23 protein-coding genes are annotated in these 17,640 nt (G+C 39.2%); 11 read left to right on the top strand and 12 right to left on the bottom strand.

The genetic code is table 11. The features are described from left to right. Positions 1–130: 130 nt before the first annotated feature. Genes FHG67_RS01125 through FHG67_RS01115 form a run of 3 tightly spaced genes read right to left on the bottom strand, consistent with a single transcriptional unit; the run spans position 131 to position 1,573 of the window. Positions 131–493: a hypothetical protein gene (locus tag FHG67_RS01125; protein ID WP_002624846.1), complete on the bottom strand. Its 363-nt coding sequence runs from the start codon at positions 491–493 to the stop codon at positions 131–133. A gap of 11 nt (positions 494–504) precedes the next feature. Then, positions 505–1,014 carry an RNA polymerase sigma factor gene (locus FHG67_RS01120; protein WP_004495282.1) on the bottom strand — a complete coding sequence of 170 codons (510 nt, stop codon included), beginning with the start codon at positions 1,012–1,014 and terminating at the stop codon, positions 505–507. Between the two features lie 7 nt (positions 1,015–1,021). Continuing rightward, positions 1,022–1,573 (bottom strand): Spy/CpxP family protein refolding chaperone, encoded by a 552-nt coding sequence (locus FHG67_RS01115; protein WP_004495302.1) that lies wholly within the window; start codon positions 1,571–1,573, stop codon positions 1,022–1,024. A gap of 166 nt (positions 1,574–1,739) precedes the next feature. Between FHG67_RS01115 and FHG67_RS01110 the strand changes: the two genes are divergently transcribed. Next, positions 1,740–2,432: a SanA/YdcF family protein gene (locus FHG67_RS01110; protein WP_002624854.1), complete on the top strand. Its 693-nt coding sequence runs from the start codon at positions 1,740–1,742 to the stop codon at positions 2,430–2,432. A 599-nt stretch (positions 2,433–3,031) separates the two neighbouring features. Here the strand turns inward: FHG67_RS01110 and FHG67_RS01100 are convergent. Next, positions 3,032–3,985, bottom strand: a complete 954-nt coding sequence (locus tag FHG67_RS01100) for a GDP-mannose 4,6-dehydratase (protein WP_004498401.1) — start codon at positions 3,983–3,985, stop codon at positions 3,032–3,034. 84 nt (positions 3,986–4,069) lie between these two features. Here FHG67_RS01100 and FHG67_RS01095 point away from each other — a divergent pair, with 84 nt between their 5' ends. The 4 genes from FHG67_RS01095 to FHG67_RS01080 are packed head-to-tail and all read left to right on the top strand — an operon-like array spanning position 4,070 to position 8,481. Then, a complete protein-coding gene (locus FHG67_RS01095; RefSeq protein WP_004495313.1) occupies positions 4,070–5,074 on the top strand; it encodes an LIC_10202 family protein in 1,005 nt (334 codons plus the stop codon). Next, positions 5,071–6,132: a glycosyltransferase family 4 protein gene (locus FHG67_RS01090; protein ID WP_004498382.1), complete on the top strand. Its 1,062-nt coding sequence runs from the start codon at positions 5,071–5,073 to the stop codon at positions 6,130–6,132. The genes FHG67_RS01095 and FHG67_RS01090 overlap by 4 nt, the downstream gene beginning before the upstream one ends. Then, positions 6,129–7,178 carry a glycosyltransferase family 4 protein gene (locus tag FHG67_RS01085; protein ID WP_004495324.1) on the top strand — a complete coding sequence of 350 codons (1,050 nt, stop codon included), beginning with the start codon at positions 6,129–6,131 and terminating at the stop codon, positions 7,176–7,178. Before FHG67_RS01090 ends, FHG67_RS01085 begins: the two co-directional genes overlap by 4 nt. Then, a complete protein-coding gene (locus FHG67_RS01080; protein ID WP_004498357.1) occupies positions 7,162–8,481 on the top strand; it encodes a glycosyltransferase family 4 protein in 1,320 nt (439 codons plus the stop codon). Before FHG67_RS01085 ends, FHG67_RS01080 begins: the two co-directional genes overlap by 17 nt. 96 nt (positions 8,482–8,577) lie before the next feature. Here the strand turns inward: FHG67_RS01080 and FHG67_RS01075 are convergent, their stop codons facing one another. Next, positions 8,578–9,393 (bottom strand): inositol monophosphatase family protein, encoded by an 816-nt coding sequence (locus FHG67_RS01075; RefSeq protein ID WP_002634754.1) that lies wholly within the window; start codon positions 9,391–9,393, stop codon positions 8,578–8,580. Next, complete coding sequence (locus FHG67_RS01070; protein WP_004495290.1) at positions 9,390–9,704, bottom strand: YkvA family protein; 315 nt, start codon at positions 9,702–9,704, stop codon at positions 9,390–9,392. The genes FHG67_RS01075 and FHG67_RS01070 overlap by 4 nt, the downstream gene beginning before the upstream one ends. 76 nt (positions 9,705–9,780) lie before the next feature. Here FHG67_RS01070 and FHG67_RS01065 point away from each other — a divergent pair, with 76 nt between their 5' ends. From FHG67_RS01065 to FHG67_RS01050, 4 genes are read left to right on the top strand one after another with little or no spacing between them, the layout of a single operon-like run. Then, positions 9,781–10,656, top strand: a complete 876-nt coding sequence (locus FHG67_RS01065; RefSeq protein ID WP_004498362.1) for a 5'-methylthioadenosine/S-adenosylhomocysteine nucleosidase family protein — start codon at positions 9,781–9,783, stop codon at positions 10,654–10,656. Then, a complete protein-coding gene (locus FHG67_RS01060) occupies positions 10,628–11,665 on the top strand; it encodes an SPL family radical SAM protein (protein ID WP_004498411.1) in 1,038 nt (345 codons plus the stop codon). The genes FHG67_RS01065 and FHG67_RS01060 overlap by 29 nt, the downstream gene beginning before the upstream one ends. Continuing rightward, positions 11,662–12,432: an SDR family NAD(P)-dependent oxidoreductase gene (locus FHG67_RS01055; RefSeq protein ID WP_004495273.1), complete on the top strand. Its 771-nt coding sequence runs from the start codon at positions 11,662–11,664 to the stop codon at positions 12,430–12,432. Before FHG67_RS01060 ends, FHG67_RS01055 begins: the two co-directional genes overlap by 4 nt. 25 nt (positions 12,433–12,457) lie before the next feature. Continuing rightward, a complete protein-coding gene (locus FHG67_RS01050; protein ID WP_004498355.1) occupies positions 12,458–13,300 on the top strand; it encodes a carbon-nitrogen family hydrolase in 843 nt (280 codons plus the stop codon). On the opposite strand, the gene FHG67_RS01045 is transcribed toward FHG67_RS01050, so the two are convergent. Further along, positions 13,269–14,207 (bottom strand): RluA family pseudouridine synthase, encoded by a 939-nt coding sequence (locus FHG67_RS01045; protein WP_036075031.1) that lies wholly within the window; start codon positions 14,205–14,207, stop codon positions 13,269–13,271. The two genes, FHG67_RS01050 and FHG67_RS01045, sit on opposite strands and share 32 nt — an antisense overlap. A gap of 142 nt (positions 14,208–14,349) precedes the next feature. Here FHG67_RS01045 and loa22 point away from each other — a divergent pair, with 142 nt between their 5' ends. After that, the gene (gene loa22 / locus FHG67_RS01040) at positions 14,350–14,937 is read left to right on the top strand and encodes an OmpA family outer membrane lipoprotein Loa22 (RefSeq protein ID WP_002634744.1); all 588 of its coding nucleotides are present in this window, start codon (positions 14,350–14,352) and stop codon (positions 14,935–14,937) included. Between the two features lie 684 nt (positions 14,938–15,621). Here loa22 and FHG67_RS01035 read toward each other — a convergent pair. From FHG67_RS01035 to FHG67_RS01025, 4 genes are read right to left on the bottom strand one after another with little or no spacing between them, the layout of a single operon-like run. Further along, on the bottom strand, positions 15,622–16,038 hold the full coding sequence (locus FHG67_RS01035) for a hypothetical protein (protein ID WP_004501143.1): 417 nt from the start codon (positions 16,036–16,038) through the stop codon (positions 15,622–15,624). A gap of 10 nt (positions 16,039–16,048) precedes the next feature. Next, positions 16,049–16,228, bottom strand: coding sequence for a hypothetical protein (locus tag FHG67_RS21590; RefSeq protein WP_080597078.1), 180 nt, complete (start codon positions 16,226–16,228; stop codon positions 16,049–16,051). Between the two features lie 34 nt (positions 16,229–16,262). Further along, a complete protein-coding gene (locus FHG67_RS01030; RefSeq protein WP_004501158.1) occupies positions 16,263–16,568 on the bottom strand; it encodes an LIC13344 family protein in 306 nt (101 codons plus the stop codon). Further along, on the bottom strand, positions 16,565–16,852 hold the full coding sequence (locus FHG67_RS01025; protein WP_142499601.1) for a hypothetical protein: 288 nt from the start codon (positions 16,850–16,852) through the stop codon (positions 16,565–16,567). The genes FHG67_RS01030 and FHG67_RS01025 overlap by 4 nt, the downstream gene beginning before the upstream one ends. 111 nt (positions 16,853–16,963) lie before the next feature. Between FHG67_RS01025 and FHG67_RS01020 the strand changes: the two genes are divergently transcribed. Continuing rightward, positions 16,964–17,362 (top strand): helix-turn-helix domain-containing protein, encoded by a 399-nt coding sequence (locus FHG67_RS01020; RefSeq protein ID WP_004495343.1) that lies wholly within the window; start codon positions 16,964–16,966, stop codon positions 17,360–17,362. On the opposite strand, the gene FHG67_RS21585 is transcribed toward FHG67_RS01020, so the two are convergent. Then, a complete protein-coding gene (locus tag FHG67_RS21585) occupies positions 17,363–17,530 on the bottom strand; it encodes a hypothetical protein (RefSeq protein WP_004495301.1) in 168 nt (55 codons plus the stop codon). Positions 17,531–17,640: the final 110 nt, after the last annotated feature.

Below are 17,640 nucleotides of genomic sequence, written 5' to 3'. Positions count from 1 at the left end.
CACATCCTTTTTGATGATTCCATAAACTTCAAACAGGCTTTATCAGAATTCTCGTGGAGTTTTGAGGTTTGGGAACAGAATCCTTATCTGAGTTTTGAGTATTCAATTTATATTCAAATTTTCTAATTGATCATCTTCGGTCCAACGAAGCCTCAATCAACGTGTCCACATCCAAGAAAACGGGGCCGTTTCTCGCAGTATTTTCTTCTTTATAGATTGTACTCTGCACCTTAGATTCGGCTTCTACAGTCGCCCCATAAATTTGCTCTTGAATCCAAGTATGAAGTTCGTTACGAGCGAGCCCAGTTTTTTGATTTTCAAAAAAAATCAACCAAACCATAGAGCTGGAAAAGAAAGCAGACAAAAATGCAATCAACGCCAATTGGATCATTTTCCAACGGCGTTTTTTGTAAACCGCGTCGCAGATTCTAGAATTCCAAACCTTACTACAAAGTCTGTCCGAAATTTCTTTTTCGAATCTGTTCGATTCCATGCTGACTTATCCTACTTATCTACGAAAATTTTTTTCAGTATCTGTTTTCCACGAAACGCTCGAGATTTAACCGTTCCTTCGGGGATACTTAGTTTTTCGGCGATCTGTTGTTCCTTATATCCTTCACCTACAAGACTCAACACCGATTTATACTTCCATGGAAGTATGGCTAAAAGATCTTTTAATTCAAAATCGGTAAAGCCGATCGACACGGCTTCTTTTTCCTGATTGGAATTGTCCAGGATCACTTTCTCTTTCAACTTGCTCGCAAGTGCAGTTTGTCTCGATCTTTTTTGATTCATCCTCAAAGACTCGTTTCTTGCGATCGTATAAAGCCAAGTGCTTACGGAAGAATCTCCACGGAATTTATTTGCGGAAAGACTTTTATACGCGCGAAAATAAGTTTCCTGCACTACGTCGTCGATGGAATCATGAAATTCGCCGAATAAATTCTTTTTAATCGCCGAAAGTACGATATGTTTGGTCGAATCGATTAACTCGATAAATTCTTTTTGGTCCATGAATACCTCAATGTAAGATCCCCTGAATGGGAAGGATAATTCTCTCCGGAGAAAAAAGATTCACGGGAAACCCGGGCTCCGGACGAGTAAAAGGCTCTTTGATTTTGGATTTTTGATCCTGAGTGAGTACTTTTTCGATAGCAAGACGATGCGAAATTTGATTGATCCGAATTTCAGCGGTATATTTTCCGATCTCTACGAGAAGCTTTCTAATTTTCGTAAGATCAACGTTAGACTCCATTAAAAGTCCTTCAAGCTCGATTTCAATCGGTGAAATTTTTTGAAGCCATTTAAAATGTTCTTGTTTGTATTTCTCATTAATCTTAGAGATCTCATCCAATTGATTTTCGGAAAGAGCAAACCTTTCTCTCATCGTGTCTACGTTTCCGAACACCAAACCGAAGCTTCTCAATTGACGAATCGGCGCCAATTGTCGGCCCGGAGGAAGATTAGAATCCACACCGGAACGAAGCCCCATCAATTCCTGGGAAAAAATGACCATAGGAGCGAAAAAACAACCGGCAACGCTAATTTTGACAAACGAATTCAGAAATTTCATGAAATTTCCACTCAATCGGTAGGACCCGTGGTTCAAAAGTTTATTTCCTATTTCGAAGATTTTTTCCGCTCAAAGTCCGTTGAAAAGAAAAAAAGAATTTTCTCCTTTGAAATTTGTCTTGTAGCCTATCAAAAAAGCTTCTTGATTTTGCCAAATTTTCAATCCCGTGTTTGACTTAAGTTTTCTCAAAAAATCTAAATTTTATATCCGAAGTTTTTTCGTCTTTTGCGTCATTGCAGTACCTCCGATCGCGATCGATTTCAGTTTCGAAGAGTTATATTTTCGCACGGAGAAATTTCAGAATTACAGATCCGCAAGATTCGCCACAGTAGCCATAGTTCCCGGGGCTTCGGTCTACAAAAACGAACCTTCCGCCATTTTAAAAGACCGGTTGGACTGTGCTCTGGAATTGTATCATCAGGGAAAAGTAAAAAAGATCCTCCTCTCGGGGGATAACGGTTCGATTTACTATAATGAAGTAAAACCGATGTTGCTTTACATTCTTAAAAACGAAGTGAACGAAAAGGATATATTTGTCGATCATGCAGGATTTAGAACGTTAGACACATTGATTCGCGCAAAAGAAATTTTTCAGATAAAAGATCTGATCTTTGTCAGTCAGAAAGTATATCAACCTCGGGCCGCTTTTCTTGCGAATAAAATCGGTCTTAGATTTCAAGCTTTCGAATCGGATCGAAAAATTTACACAAGCGGACCTTTCAGTAGATTCAGGGAATTTTTCGCAAGAAGCCTTGCCTGGATCGACATGAATTTATTCAAGACGAATCCGAAATATCTGGGTAATCCGTTTCCAATCGAAGAAAGTGGTCTTAAAACTTGGAAAGGCTCAGTACTTTAAAATTCTATAATTCGATTTTCGATTTAGATTTTATGAATGGTTATCCAGTGTCTCAAAATATTAGAAGTTATCTTAAAATTAACGTGAGTTCGATATACTTCAATCACCAAAATCAGGGAAGTTCAGACACAACGCTTTCTAAGGGCGCTTTGAAGGAACTCAGGCACATAAGTTTCACAGAGGATTTGTCGGAATTCCGACAGATTTTTCTTCGGATCTAAGTATTTATGGGTGCCCTTAGGAAGGGCGACACTTTAGTTTCTTATTCGCCCAATTTTTCTTAGGTCGAACTCACGTTAAAATTATCTGAGAATGATCGGAATCGGCGTTTTAAATAAAAATAAAGTATTTTTGAGATAGGTTTTAATCGCTTACTGATACCTACACCGTTAACTTTAGCGCAGATTCCTCTTTAGAGGCAGGATCTTGTCCTGTGTTTATCGTTTATCACGAACTTATTGAATGATTATAGCGGAGTTCTTTAAGGTTTTGGAACAGACTTTGGGTATAAAACAAAACGCAGAAGTAAATAGAGAATTTGGCTTAATAACTATAAATTCAATTTACAAACTAACTCAGTGAAATGCCTCTGGCAGACTTCAAACCGTTCGGTACCAATGATAAACGTCTCGAATCGTATCCGATAAATCGAAATTAGGCACCCAACCTAGTTTTTGAAGTTTGTCTTTGTTTCCAAAAAGGCGTTTCATTTCCACAGGACGAAAACGAGAAGAATCCACTTCCACAGGAATCTTCCCACCGGCAGCGGAAATAACCTTATCCAAAACGTCTCGAATTACAATTTCTTTACCGGAACAGATATTGTAAATTTCTCCTGGTTTTCCTTTTTCGGAAAGGATTCGATAAGCACGCACAACGTCTCTTACATCCAAAAAATCTCTTGTAGACGACAAATCCCCGACTAAGATTTTTCTTTCGGATTCAGGACGTTTCAGAGCTTCTAAAACCTGAAAACAAAAATTAGGAACCACAAAATTAGGATTTTGTTTTGGACCCGTATGATTAAATGGTCTGGCAATCACAACTTCAAGTTCGGGAATCCATCGATGATATTGCAGGCAATAAATTTCCGCACAAAACTTAGAGGAAGAATACGGATTCAGCGGAGCCGGAACAACGGACTCTTGAACGGGAAGACAAGATTCCGGAACGTTTCCATACACATCGGAAGAGGAAATGTAAATAAAACGAACTCTCTTTTTCAAGGAACGCAAAGATTCTAATAGATTCAACGTTCCTTGCACGTTGATTTCCAACGTTTCACCCGGATCCTCTACCGCTCTAGGAACAAAGGGTTGCGCAGCAAGATGAAAAACTGTGTTTGGTGAAAACTCATGAATTACGGAATGAACTTGGTCTACATTTCGTATATCGCAGACGACGAATTGATACGATTGAGGAAGTTCAGGATCATTTCCGATATCGGGGCCCGGTTGAATTCCAATTCCTAAAAAATCGGTATAGGATTCTTTCAGTTCCTTCAATAGGTAACTGCCTACAAATCCCGCCGCTCCCGTAATAAGGCATTTCATAGAATTCTTACTTTTCCGTAAAAATACTGTTGTTTTAGAAAATGAATAAAAAACAATCGAATAAAATTCTTTCCCCTTTTGAGTATGGAAGACAAATTTCAGGAACTATTCGAAATCAGAGATTCTCGGATCAATGTACGAGAAATCATGGAAGAAATCGAATCCAAACTCAAAAAAAACCCTTCCACAAAAGAAGACGTCGAGAAATTCACTCATTGGAAATTTTCCCCTCCGAGCCCGGAAGGTTACCGGGATTTTGACCCCGCTGAAATTGCTCATCTTTTCGAAAAAGGAATCTCTCCTCCTAAATTCTCCAATCCCAAACTTCGGTTTGTCCGGGGACCTCTCAAATGGCTTTTGATTCGTTTTGCAGAATTCTATTCGTTTTTAGATAAGAAACTTTCAGAAAACAGAACCCGCGCATTCTACAGCGTGTTACACGAATTGATTCTCATCCGCTGCGAAAATCAAAATCTAAAAAGAAAGATGGAGTCTTTTTATTCCGAATTTTTAGAATGGAATCAAGCCATCGGAAAAGAAATCAGACCCGAATTTCTTTGGGCGAATGAAGATCTTTACTCGGAAAATACTGTTGAAGAAAGCGAAAACTTTCTGCTGGAATCCATCGATCCTTCCGAAAAGGTTTTAGTCCTATCGCCGGGTTGGGGAAAGATACTCAAACAACTTTTAAAATTAGGTTCCAAATTCGATTCGGTCAGTTGGAATAAATCCTGCTCGGAATTTATCGGAAATTCAATAACCACGAACATTTATCTAGAAGAACCGGGAGCAATTCCGAAAGATTGCTCCCAATATTCTAAAATTATAATATATGAAAATTTATCGATTCATCCGCACTGGCTGATCGAAAAAACCCTCCGAGCTCTTAGCCTCGGCGTATCTTCCGGTACGGAAATCCGTTTTCGATTTTCAAACGAAAACTCCAATTACCCCTCCCCATTTTTGCCCTTAAGACTTACGAAAATTCAGGAACCGTTGATTCGAAATTATCTCAAGCAACTCGGCTTTAGAAACATTATAGAAAAAAAATCGGAAGACGGTTTTACCGTTCTTTCGTTTCGAAAATGAAAGTCTATCAGCACGTCACTGAATTCCGAGACGGGGACGGAATCGGAAACGACATCAAAGGGATTCGAAACGTTCTCGAAAGTTTAAGCGTTTCTAACTCCGTCATTTGTATCAAAAATTTTTCCAAAGAATCATTTCCAATAGAAACCCATTCGTCGATCATTTCCCGTTTTTCTCGGAACGACATACATATATTGAACTACGGAGGCTGCGGCTATCCTTTAAATTGGTTTCGAAATCTCCCCGGAAAAAAAATCGTTCGCTATCAAAGTTTTACCCCTGCGATTTATTTTAAGAATTTCGTAAGTCCTGAAATTTACAACACCCTTCAGTTGGACGAAAAACGCTCTTTGCTGGAATTGTATTCCCTTAAGAACGAAACGGATTTGTTTTTACCATCCTCCGAATTTAATGCGAATTTTCTGCGATTTCTTGGCGCAACAAACATCCTAGTCCTTCCCATCGTAAAAAAATATTCGATTCGGGAAATCGTCATTAAGGATAAAAGGGAATATACGATCGGTTTTATCGGAAGAGTTTCTCCCAATAAGAAAATAGAGGATCTTTTGGAATTGCTTGAATCGATTTTAAAATTCAGACAAAACGTCCAACTTTTGATTTGTGGAAACGTTCCGCAGATTTTTGAAGAATATTATAATTTTCTTAAGAAGCTCATTTTACGAAAGCGACTTACGGGAAACGTCCAAATTCGCTTGAATGCGAACGACTCTGAAATGATATCCTTTTTAAATTCCATGGATTTATACGTTTGTATGAGCCAACATGAAGGATTTAACATTCCCATTTTGGACGCGTTCGGGGCAGGGATTCCCGTAATCTCTTACTATGCCGGGGCAACCCCGGAAACGATGAAAACCGGAGGAATTCTTTTCAAAGACAGATCTTCTCTATCCATGAGTTTACTCACAGGTTTGATCGATAACATTTTGGAAAAAAATTCCTTACGCGGGCAAATCTCGAAAAAGGAGCAGGAAATCGCTAAAGAATACAATTCCTTTCCGTTCGAGATTTTTTTTAGAGACAAAATTCTGAAATGAGACAGATTCAACAATTTTCCGCGGGCTTCAATCCGGGCGACGCCATCAGCAATCAAATGTTGGAGATTCGCAATCATTTAAAAGATTTGGAATATAAAGGAGATATTTTTTCCGAAAACATAGGCGCGTCCAAATTACCCTTCGTAAAAAAATACAAAACCTACGGTAAATCCTCAAAAGACATTTTATTTTATCACCATTCGATTCATTCGGGCGTGTTCGATTTTTTAAAAAGCTTCCGATCTCCCAGAATCCTGATTTACCATAATGTGACTCCCCATCACTTTTTCGAATCCTACGACTTAAAGATGAGTTATCTTTTAAAAAAAGGAAGAGAAAAATTGAAGGAGATGATAGATAGATTCGATCTCGTTTTGGCCGTTTCCAAGTTCAATCAGAAAGAGTTAGAAGAATTAGGTTTTCAGAATGTTGGAATTCTTCCCATCACGTATCAGTTGACTAAAAATTTTGCGAAACCCGAAAAGACGGATTCTCCGATCAAGAAAATTCTTTTTGTTGGAAGAATCACTCCGAACAAAAGACAAGACGATTTAATCCGACTTGCATACGCATATAAGTCGATGATTTCCGATCAATTTGAATTTTATCTCGCCGGTTTTAGTTCGAAAGAATTGCATCTCTATCGGGAAGAGTTGGAAAGAATGCTGGATTTTTACGATCTTAGAAAAAATATTTTGATCACCGGTTTTCTTTCCGATATTGAACTGGAAAATCTCTATCAAGAAGCAGACGTTTTTGTTTCCATGAGCGAGCATGAAGGTTTCTGTGTCCCTTTGATCGAGGCAATGATTCATAGAATTCCGATTCTCGCATATTCCGGCGGCGCGGTTCCCGAAACCTTAAACGGCGCAGGAATTCTTTTTAAGGAAAAAAAATTTCCGGATTTAGCAATCTTACTCAATAAAATTTTGACGGATATCCCTTTTAAAAATCGAATTTTAACGAATCAAGACCTTCGTTTAGAAGAATTCAAAAAAACGGATTTTAGATCCGTTCTTAGGACAACTATTGAAACCCTCTCTTAAAAAAATCGCGGTCGTTTCTCCGATTTTTTCGGACAAGGTTTCTGGAGGATCGGAAAAACTCATCTTTCAACTCGTGGAATTATTGGCTACGGATTTTGAGATCACAGTTTTAACGACTCGCAGTTTGGATTATATCACTTGGAAAAATTCGATTCCGATTCGAAGAAAGAATTTTTTTTACGAAGGAACAAATCATTCCAAACCGATCCGGTTCGAAGAAAAAACTTCTTCCTTAGGCGGAAAGTATAAGGTTCTTCAGTTTACCGTTGAAAAACAAAGAAACATGGAACGGTTCAGCCGCCTTTCCAAAAAAATTTTGGAAAGGCCCTCTCTTCAAAACAAAGAAAACATCAATCATTGGCTTATAGAACAAGGCCCTTACACTCCGGAATTGATTCAATTTATTGAATCCAGAAAAAGCGAATATGATATTTTTTTCTTCGTGAGTTACCTCTACTATCCTTTGGTTTTCGGAATGCCTTTGGTAGCGGAAAAGTCGATTATCATTCCCACGTTTCACGACGAACCTCCCGCCTATCTTCCAATATATAAAGAAATTCTAACGGATCAAAGTTCTTATTCTTTTAACACTCCAGAAGAATTGAATGTTTTTCGAAACGTTCTCGGATATAAGCCGAGCACGTATTCCATAATCGGGATGAACCTTAATTTAGATCAATGTCCGAGTGACCCCTCGGAAAATATCTACGCGGATTATCATAAGTCCTCTCTTGAAAAAAATTCAAACAGAGAAGAAACACCCTTCCTACTTTACGTAGGTAGAGTAGACCAAGGAAAGGGCTTTCTGGAAATGGCAGAATGGTTCTTGGAATGGAAAAAAAATTCAAAACTTCCCCACAAACTCAAAATCGCCGGAAAAATCGCCTCTAAAATTCCAAACAGAATATCAGAGGATAAAAATATAGAATTTTTGGGATTCGTCGAAGAACAGATCAAATTTGAACTTATTCAAAATTGCGCGTGTTTGATAAATTCTTCCCCTTTGGAAAGTTTCTCCATCGTTCTGATGGAGGCTTGGTTAAAAGGAAAACCGGCGCTCGTCAACGGAAGATCAGACGTCCTCAAAGGTCATTGTCTCAGAAGTAACGGCGGGCTTTTTTATTTCGATCGAAAGAGTTTTTTTGCGACCTTGGACTTCATTTTGAACCATCCGAAAGAATCGTTCGAAATGGGCAGAAACGGAAAAAAATACGTGGAACAAAATTTCAACCCAAAAACAGTGAGGGAAAAATTACTCCGATTGATCGATAAGACGATTCAAAAAAAATACGCAAGTTCGTAAGATACTTCTCGTTTTTCCGCAGACCGAAAAAACGATCCATAGGGAGTCGTTGCGCTTTAGTTTCTTATTTGCTCAAACTTTCTTACGACCCTCACGTTAATTCAAGTCATAACGATAATCCCCCATTCTTTCCACCATCTTTTCGTGAAGGAATCCGTTGCTTGCGATCAAATTAGGAACGTAGGAAGAAAACGCACTACCATCGTAAGTCGACATCCTTCCGCCCGCTTCGGCGAGTATCACGGACGGGGCGGCCATGTCCCAAGGTTTTAAATCTTCTTCCCAAAACGCGTCAAAACGTCCTTCGGCAACCCAACAAAGATCGAGTCCGGCCGCTCCGATCCTTCGAACCCCTCTCGCCTTCAATAAAAAGTTTTTATGAAAAAACGTGAGTCGATCGATTTTCTTTTCCCGATCGTAAGGGAAACCTGTACAAAGTAAAGACTGTTTCAGATCTTTCGTTTTTGAAACGGAAATCGGTTTTTGATTTTTAAACGCACCTTGGCCTTTACGTGCGTGATAAACCTCATTCATTGCAGGAAAGGGGACAATTCCCATAACAACTTCCTTGTTTTCCTGATTCTCCAAACCGATACAAGCGCAATACAAAGGAAGTCTATGAGAATAATTGACAGTTCCATCAAGAGGATCAATGATCCATTTGAATACGGAACTTCCTTTTTTATCGGTTCCTTCTTCGCCTAAAATACTATCCGAAGGAAACATTCTCTCGATTTCGTCGATGATCCTCTCTTCGGAGCCTTTGTCCGCTTTTGTAACGAGATCGGTTTCTCCTTTGTAAGCGATGTCGAGATCTGCCTCTTCCTGAGTTATCGTCAAAAATTCCATTACTTTTGGAACAAAGTTTAGGAAGTGTTCGTATCTAATTTTGATTTCGTTGTCTAAATTCATTTTTTCTCCAAAAATTTTCGGGCCATTTCTCTATGTTCTTCTCGAATCGCCGATTGTACACTTGCCAGTACCGCTGCAATTACTCCCGCGTCATCCAGAAATCCCGCGCCCGGAATAAAATCAGGAACAGCATCCAAAGGAAAAATAAAATAAGCCAGTGCGCCCGCAATAATGAGCTTGGTTCGAAGTGGAGTTTCTGGATCCATCATGGAATAATAAAGTGCCACAAGATCCCCCGTAAACGGAATCTTGAACATTACGGATTTTAACTTCGGCCAAAATTCCCTTTTTACTTTTTCAATCAGATCCATAAAAGGCTCCTTTTCTTTCCTTAGAGACGATTTCTCTCTTGTCCCCAATTCCAGGCCAAGATATCAAGAAAGAAAGATGATTTTTATCTCCGCCGCACTTTTCCCGGAAGCAAAACCTTTGATCGAAACGTTGGGTTTGAAAATTCTCCGGGACAAAACCCCTTTTCCGATTTATCGAAACGAAAAATATATCTTGGTCGTTTCCGGAGCGGGCAAAATTTTTTCGGCGATGTCTGTTGTATTTTTGTTAAACGAATTTAAGAATTCCGTGGTGGATTCATCCTGGATTTTGAACTTCGGAATCTGCGGCGCCCCGAAAGAATCCTTCAAAATCGGCAAATCGTTTTTAATCCATAAAATCAAAGACGAAGGATCGTCAAAAAGCGTTTATCCGGATATTCTTTTTAAATCCCCAATTCCAGAGTCGGTTTTATTGACGGTTGATAAACCCGTATTTCGAAACGAAATTTCCGAACTTCCGAACACGTTAGTCGACATGGAGGCTTTCGGTTTTTTTCAAGCTTCGAGAAAATTCTTTTCTTCGGATAAAATTCGGATTGTTAAAACGATTTCGGATCATTTTACGAAATTGGAATCTGAAAAAGAAATCGGAATCGTCGATACGATTTCTTTTAGAATTAAAGAGGCTCTTCCGGACATCCTTTCGATTTTGTCAATCCCGGTTTCAAAAGGAAACGAAGTCGAGCTTCAACAAAACGAAATCGCCGCTCTTTCATTTATAACCGAATTTTTACGTTTATCGGAAACCGAAAGGATTCAACTGAAAGATTGGATGATCGGCTATAAAATCAGAACCGGAAATTCTTCCGAACAAGGTCTTAGTATTTTGAAAAGTACAAACGGAATTTTAAACTTGAAAGACACCGGAGTTAGGACAAGAGAAGAAGGGAGAAAAGGATTGTATGCGCTCAGACAATTTTATCAGTCCTAAAAGATTCTCTCATATCTACGTGGAAGAATCCGCGAAGTATCATCCGAAAACTTCGGAAATTCTTTCCAAGTTTCCCGAATCCCACACAATCCCCATCGATTCTTACAAGGAAGTATTCAATCCATCCGCTCAAAGTTTCCAAGCCCAGAAACGAAGCCCAAAACTTATATTAGCAAAACGAAAAGAACAATTCTTATATCCAGGTTCGGGAATCGCTCCGAACTTCGGATATCAATTCTTCTATTACAACGCCCTTGTACTAAACTGCCTTTACAACTGTTCCTACTGCTATCTTCAAGGAATGTATCCTTCGGCTAATATTGTGATTTTTGTAAACAACGAAGAATATATCCAAAAAACCCGGGAACAACTCAAACTTTCTAAATCCCTTTATCTTTGTATTTCCTACGATACGGATCTTTTGGCCCTGGAAAATATATTAGGGTATTGTAAAGAATGGATTCTGTTTGCGGGTTCCAATCCCGACTTGATCGTCGAAATCAGAACCAAAAGCGCCAATTTCAAATCTATCGCCGATCTTAAGCCGACTTCGAATACAATTCTTGCTTGGACTCTTTCGCCGGATTCCGTAATCGAGGAACACGAACCTCTGACTCCGAAACTTTCCTCCCGATTGAAAAATATCAAAGACGCTTTGAACGCGGGCTGGCAGGTCCGACTTTGTTTCGATCCGATCTTAAACGTCCCGAATTGGAAATCCGTTTATTCGGAATTCGTTCGGAAAATTTTCGAGGAAATTCCAGGAGAAAAACTGAGAGACATCAGTCTCGGCATATTTCGGATGAATTCGGACTATTTTAAGAATTCCAAAAAACGAAGACCGGATTCTTATTTGTTTTACCTTCCGATGAATACTCACGGGGGAATAAAATCGTATTCGGAAGTATTAGAAAAAGAAATGTTTACAGTCCTTGAAAAAGAATTGGAAACATTTTTCCCTCGAGAAAGAATCCACAGGCTTGTCGCCGATCAAACGGAATCCAAATGAAAACAAACTCGGAACCAAACAGCTCGTCGGCGGTCGTCACAGGTTCCTCCAAAGGGATCGGAAAAGCGATTTCAGAATTTTTAATTTCCGAAGGTTATAGAGTGATTGGGATCTCCAGAACGAAACCGAAATCCGTTCTTTTGGAAAATTCCCCTTTGTATCGCCACGTTACGCTTGATCTTTCGAATACGAAGGAGATCGGACTTCGATTATCAAATATTCTCAAGGAAGAACCTCCTTTGAAAATTCTAGTAAACAACGCCGGCTTTGGCAATTTTTCTCCGCATGAAGAAATCCCTTTCGAAGAATTGGAAAAAATGCTCATCGTCAATTTTGTTTCCCCGATTCTAATCACTAAATTATTTCTAAAAGATCTAAAGAAGAACGGAGGTTGGATCATTCAAATTCATTCGATCGCGGCATTGAAAGAATCGGTTCGAGGGGCGGCTTACGCGGGAACCAAGGCCGGTCTGAGACATTTCGGATTAAATTTATTCGAAGAAACTCGAAAATCGGGAGTCAAATTTATGAGCATCAACCCCGATATCTCGGATACCGAGTTTTACAATCTTCTGGATTTCGAAAAAGATTCCGATCCGAATTCTTATTTGAACGTTTCCGAAATTTTGAGCGCCTTCGGATATGCTCTTTCAAGCCCGGAGAATTTGGGTTTTACCGAAATTACGATTCGCCCTAAGTACCATCGAGTTTCGAAAAAACCTTTTGTTCGAAAGAATCAAATCCGAAACGCTCCTTCGGAAGAATGAAATTGCTCGAGGAGGAAAAACAAAATTGAATCCAGGTGAATTGAATATTGCTCTTGTACAATGCGATCTTTCCTGGGAAAACCAGGAAACAAACTACGAACACGTTCGTGAACTAATCCATTCCGCTCTTGAAAAAAAGTCGGACGAAACTCCTGATTTGATTTTGCTTCCGGAAACTTTTGCGACCGGATTTACGATGAGATCGGAAAGAATCGCAGAACGGGATAAAGGTCCAACCGAAACGTTCTTAAAGGAAATAGCAAAAGACACCAAAGCAACGATCTGCGGCGGTTGGATTCGAAAAAACCCGGAAGGAAAACCCTTTAATACCGTAAGCGTCGTAAGCCCAAAAGGAGAAATTATATTACGTTATTCTAAAATTCATCCATTTACTTTCGGGGGCGAAGATCGTCATTACAGCCCCGGCTCGGAAATTGTCAGTTATGATCTCAACGGCTTTAGGATTACCCCCTTTATCTGTTACGATATCCGTTTTCCGGAAATTTTTCGAAGACTGGCGGGAGAAACGGATATTTTTACCGTTCACGCAAACTGGCCGACTCCGAGAATCCATCACTGGGAATTGATCCTAAAAACGAGGGCGATTGAAAATCAGGCTTACGTTTTTGGAATCAATCGGATCGGAATCGCAGGATATAACAAAAGCATTCGTCACAACGGCCATTCTCTCGCCGTAGCGCCTAACGGAGATTTTATGGACGCAGGTGAGGGAATAGAAACCGTCCTATTCTATAATGCTCGTAAAAAATCGATTCTGGATTATAGGGAGAATTTCCCGGTTCTCGCCGATCGCAAGGACCAAAGTTTGATTCGGGTCAGAACAGCGGAGCATTCTTCTCAAATCTAAGAAACCTTTCACTGAGGGCAAGAGTCGCTTCAATGATCTCCCCCGTAAACGGGTCTTTGAATTTGAGATAATAAGATAAAAGTTGCAATCCGTACGATTCAAACTGAGAACCAGCCCTCGAGTACAATAAGTCTCCGACAACAGGGCACCGTTGGCTTTGAAAATGAATTCTGATTTGATGAGTCCTTCCCGTTTCCAAACCCACTTCGACAAAGCTGAATTTTCTTCCGGAACGGGAGTTGACGTATTTTAGAACTTTGTAATGAGTTACGGATTTCCTTCCTTTGGGAGAAACGGTCATCTTTAATCTTTCGATCGGATGCCTCGCAATCGGAAGATCGATCGTCCCCGTCTCTGCGGGAAAATGTCCTTGAACCCAAGCATAATATTTTTTTTCGATTTCTCTTTTTCTAAAAAGTTCGGAAAGTTTTCCGTGCGCCCGATCGTTTTTAGCGATGAGCATCAATCCCTCCGTGGGCTTATCCAATCTATGGACGATTCCCGGCCTTGTTTCTCCTCCGACCTTTGACAATTCTTTGAAATGATGAAGAAGCCCGTTGACCAGACTTGGAGAACGATCCCCCGGTCCACTATGACTTGCAATCCCGGGCGGCTTGTGAATGATGAGATAATCTTCTCTTTCTAAAACAACAGGTAATACCATCGGAATCGGCTCCAAGTTAAGGGGTGGCCTTGGAGGGATAGAGAGAAAGTATTGTTCTCCCGTTTTTACTTTCCAGGAACTTTTATCGCAAATTTTTCGGTCCTGATTGCGAACATACCCGCACTCAATCCATTTTTGAATTGTGGCTCGGGACATTTCATCCCCGAAAGAAAATTTTAAAAATCGATCCAATCGATTTCCGGAAAATTCTTCCAATACTTCTGCTTTCAGTTCTAAGTTCATCGAAAATGAAAAAGGATTCCAGATTTTTATTCCGCACGTTTTTAGCATTCTAAAAAAAAAGTTTCCATTTTCCTTCCTAAACCTTAGTGTGACACATTGAAACCAAAACCCCTGAAGATTCTAAGGAAGGAAGGAAAGAAACATGGTCAAAAAAATTTTGAATCTGATTCTGCTCGGTGCAATTGCATTTTCATTCACTCTTTGCTCCTCTGCTGAAAAAAAAGAGGAACCTGCAGCTCCTGAGCCGTCAGCCCAAGAGCAATCCGCTGCTGCAAATAGAAGTGTCGACGTTAACTCTCCGGAAGCGATTGCCGATTCCTTAAACGAAAAATTGAAAGACTTTAGATATCCTGACGGAATCACTCGCCCAGGATTCAGCTACAAAAAAGCGGATGTCAATCCGGGCGATTTCAGCGGATGGTCTAAGGCAAACGTTCCGGTAATTAAAGAAGGTCTTGGAAAACTTCCCGACAGCTACGCTCTTGAAATTACCGGACACACCGATGCTGTCGGACCTGAACAAGCCGAAGGAGCTAAAAAGGGAAATATCTTTTATTCCGAACTTCGTGCAAATGCCGTTAAACAGGCTTTGATCAAACAAGGAATCCCCGCAAATCGTATTGTTACGAAAGGTTCAGGCTCCTCAGAACCTGTTTCCGGACTCGATGCAAAAGACGCTAAAAACAGAAGGGTCACTTTCCGTTTTGCGACTTCCGCTCCACAACAATAATCTCAAATAAATTTCCCTGATGCTGTTTTCTAATCGATTACAGTATCAGGGCAAAAATCATCTAATCTTATTTCGTGCTTTTTTGTTCGATTGTTAATTTCGAATATTTTTAAACCCGAATCGTAAAGTTGCTTCTTAAAGTAAAATCGCGGTTCCAGTAAACATACAATCATAACAATAATCCCCAAGTCATTCATTCGAACGTTTCAAATTTCCTACGGAAAAATGAATCACGCCGAACCTACACTAAATCAATGTACTTTTCGATTGGTTCTGTTTCTTTTCTCGAAAAATTGCAATGAATGCCAAAGGCATATCAAAGTACCAATTAAAAACCCAAATCGGAAGCGCCCAAAAGAAAGTATAACCGAAAACTATTCATCTCTACATTATAGAGGTGAATAGTTTGCCCATATCTACATGATTCGGCAAGTTGGTTGAGCCGGCTTTGTTAAGCGTATCCTTTGATTTCGACACTGTTCTTCCTATTTCGATCTTTTTAGGGTTGTGTCCACAGAGATTCCGTTAGGCGAAAAAGAAAGAATCGTAACGGAAACAATTTTCTTCGTAGGGATTTTTTCTTACTATTTTGAACGTTTACTTTTATCGATTTTTGTTTTGTCATTTTAAATCCCCCAGATTAACTTTTCGATTTTGCTTTCAGATTGCGAGTCCTCTTGCATTTTATATTTGTGGATCGTTCGGAATTTCTTTTTTGGAATGCAGAATTTCCCTATACCAATTTATAAAGTCTCGAAGGGAATCTGGATCTAACTTTTCCGATTTTCTTTCTATGTCTTCTCGATAAATGGAACGGACCGTTTCGATTGGGAGTTTCCAAGATTCTTCGATTGCCTTTACATAACGTACGGTATTACGAGTCCCTTTGATGACGTCTGCAAGGTGTTCGCGGTAAAGAGGAGCGGTATGCTCCTCGTAGAGGTTTTGGGAATATTTAAACGCTATGTCTTTGAGATTGAGTTGAGATTCAATAACGATTTGTTTCAATCTTTGAGAAAGTCTTCTTCCTCTTTTCCAAAATTTTCCGTTGTGAACGACTTCGTCGTTTATAATAAACCTTTTAATTTTTTCAGAGTGCATAATTCTAATTTTATCCTGATGTTTTGGGTTCTTCTGACGTTGCATTGCTTGTGTCTTTCGAATTAAGGTAACGAATCTCATTTGAAAGAAGGATTAAAGGCTTGAAATTTTCGATCAGACATTCCTCGCAAAGGTCAGTTTGACGCATTGACTCTTTTCGGTTGCATTGAATACATAAGTTGGTCATCATAGTAAAGTTCCCCTTAATAATTTTTTAGTTTGAATTATTCGCTAAATTCTTCTTCCAAGATATACTCAAGAATATTAATAAACTCTTTGATCTTGTTCGGTTTTCTTTCGCAGATTCGGATAATGTCGTTTTTTACAAGAAAAAGAAAGGTAACTTCATTATCTTGCATTTTGGAATGATCGTTCCATCTCCAATCGAATGTCGTAAATTGTTCTCTTGCATATTCGGCGATTTGAACGACCGCTTTTCTTTCTATTTCGGAAAGAACAATCGGGCACAAATTATCCCTGTTTGGGATCGGATTTTTATTGGTAATCTTAGCAAGATTGTTCTGTTTCATAATGAAATTCCCCCGTTTTTTCGTTTATCGCAGAAACGCGTTGAGCGAATAGTACGATACGGAACATTCCATTTTTGGAATACTTCTCTGATTTCTGCATAAGACTGTTGTCCGTTTAAACTTTTCGAAAGGTGATCGTAATTCACTTCCGCTTCCGCTTCCGCTTCCTTTGCGAACTTAGAGAGGGTTTTCATTTCTAATGTGATACAAATGAAATCCTTGCATTCGTTTCCGTTAATGATGATCATTGAATCTCCTTTTTGTGATTGCGATTTCACTTCCATTTGCGAGTTTTGGTCGTGCAAAAGACCGAAATCGATTTTGACGAGTTTCTCCTCGCGTTAAATAATCATACGTCTAAAATGTATTTTTGTCAATGATTTAATACGTTTAAAATGTATAAAGTGAATAAAAAATTCTCAGATCGTTTAAAAAGGCTTATTGAAACCTTAGGATTTTCTCAGGCCGAATTTGCAAGATCCATCGATCTTAAACCTGCATTTATCAGTGATCTTATTAATGAAAGGGCAAAGAGCTTTTCACAAGAATCCTTACTCAGGCTTCGAACCATACACAATGTAAACCCTCTTTGGCTCATTGCGGGTGAAGGCGAAATGCTAATCACTGAGATTGAAATAAAAACGGATTTTGAAACGGATCGTTATCGGGCGATTCTTAAAAAGATTCGAAACCGTCCGCAGATTGAAGCCTTGTTGGAAAGTCTTTTGGAAGTTCCGGATTCGGAATTGGAAGCTCTTAGCCTTATCATAGAAAAATTTCGAAAGAAGAAGTGATTACTTTTTTTCCAAAGATTCGAATATGAAATTTACGATTTCTTGTGAATACGTATGTCTAAGAACCTGAATCGGTTTCGGAGAAACTTGAAAGTCGTACTCGAATTTTTTTAAAGTCCTTTCCATTTTCCAGTAAAGAGTTTCGCGTAAATTTTCTATGGTCTCCAAATTTTTGCTCCAACAAGTAGACTATATATATGTTTAGTATATTTTTACCCCTGACAAAATCCATCCTAATTCCAAAAATGTGACTCTTTTTTGTCTGGTTCATTTTTATT

It is taken from the genome of Leptospira weilii (genome assembly GCF_006874765.1).
GTDB lineage: Bacteria > Spirochaetota > Leptospiria > Leptospirales > Leptospiraceae > Leptospira > Leptospira weilii.
Note: the sequence above shows the minus strand (reverse complement) of the source record. Positions and strands in the feature narration are given on the sequence as shown.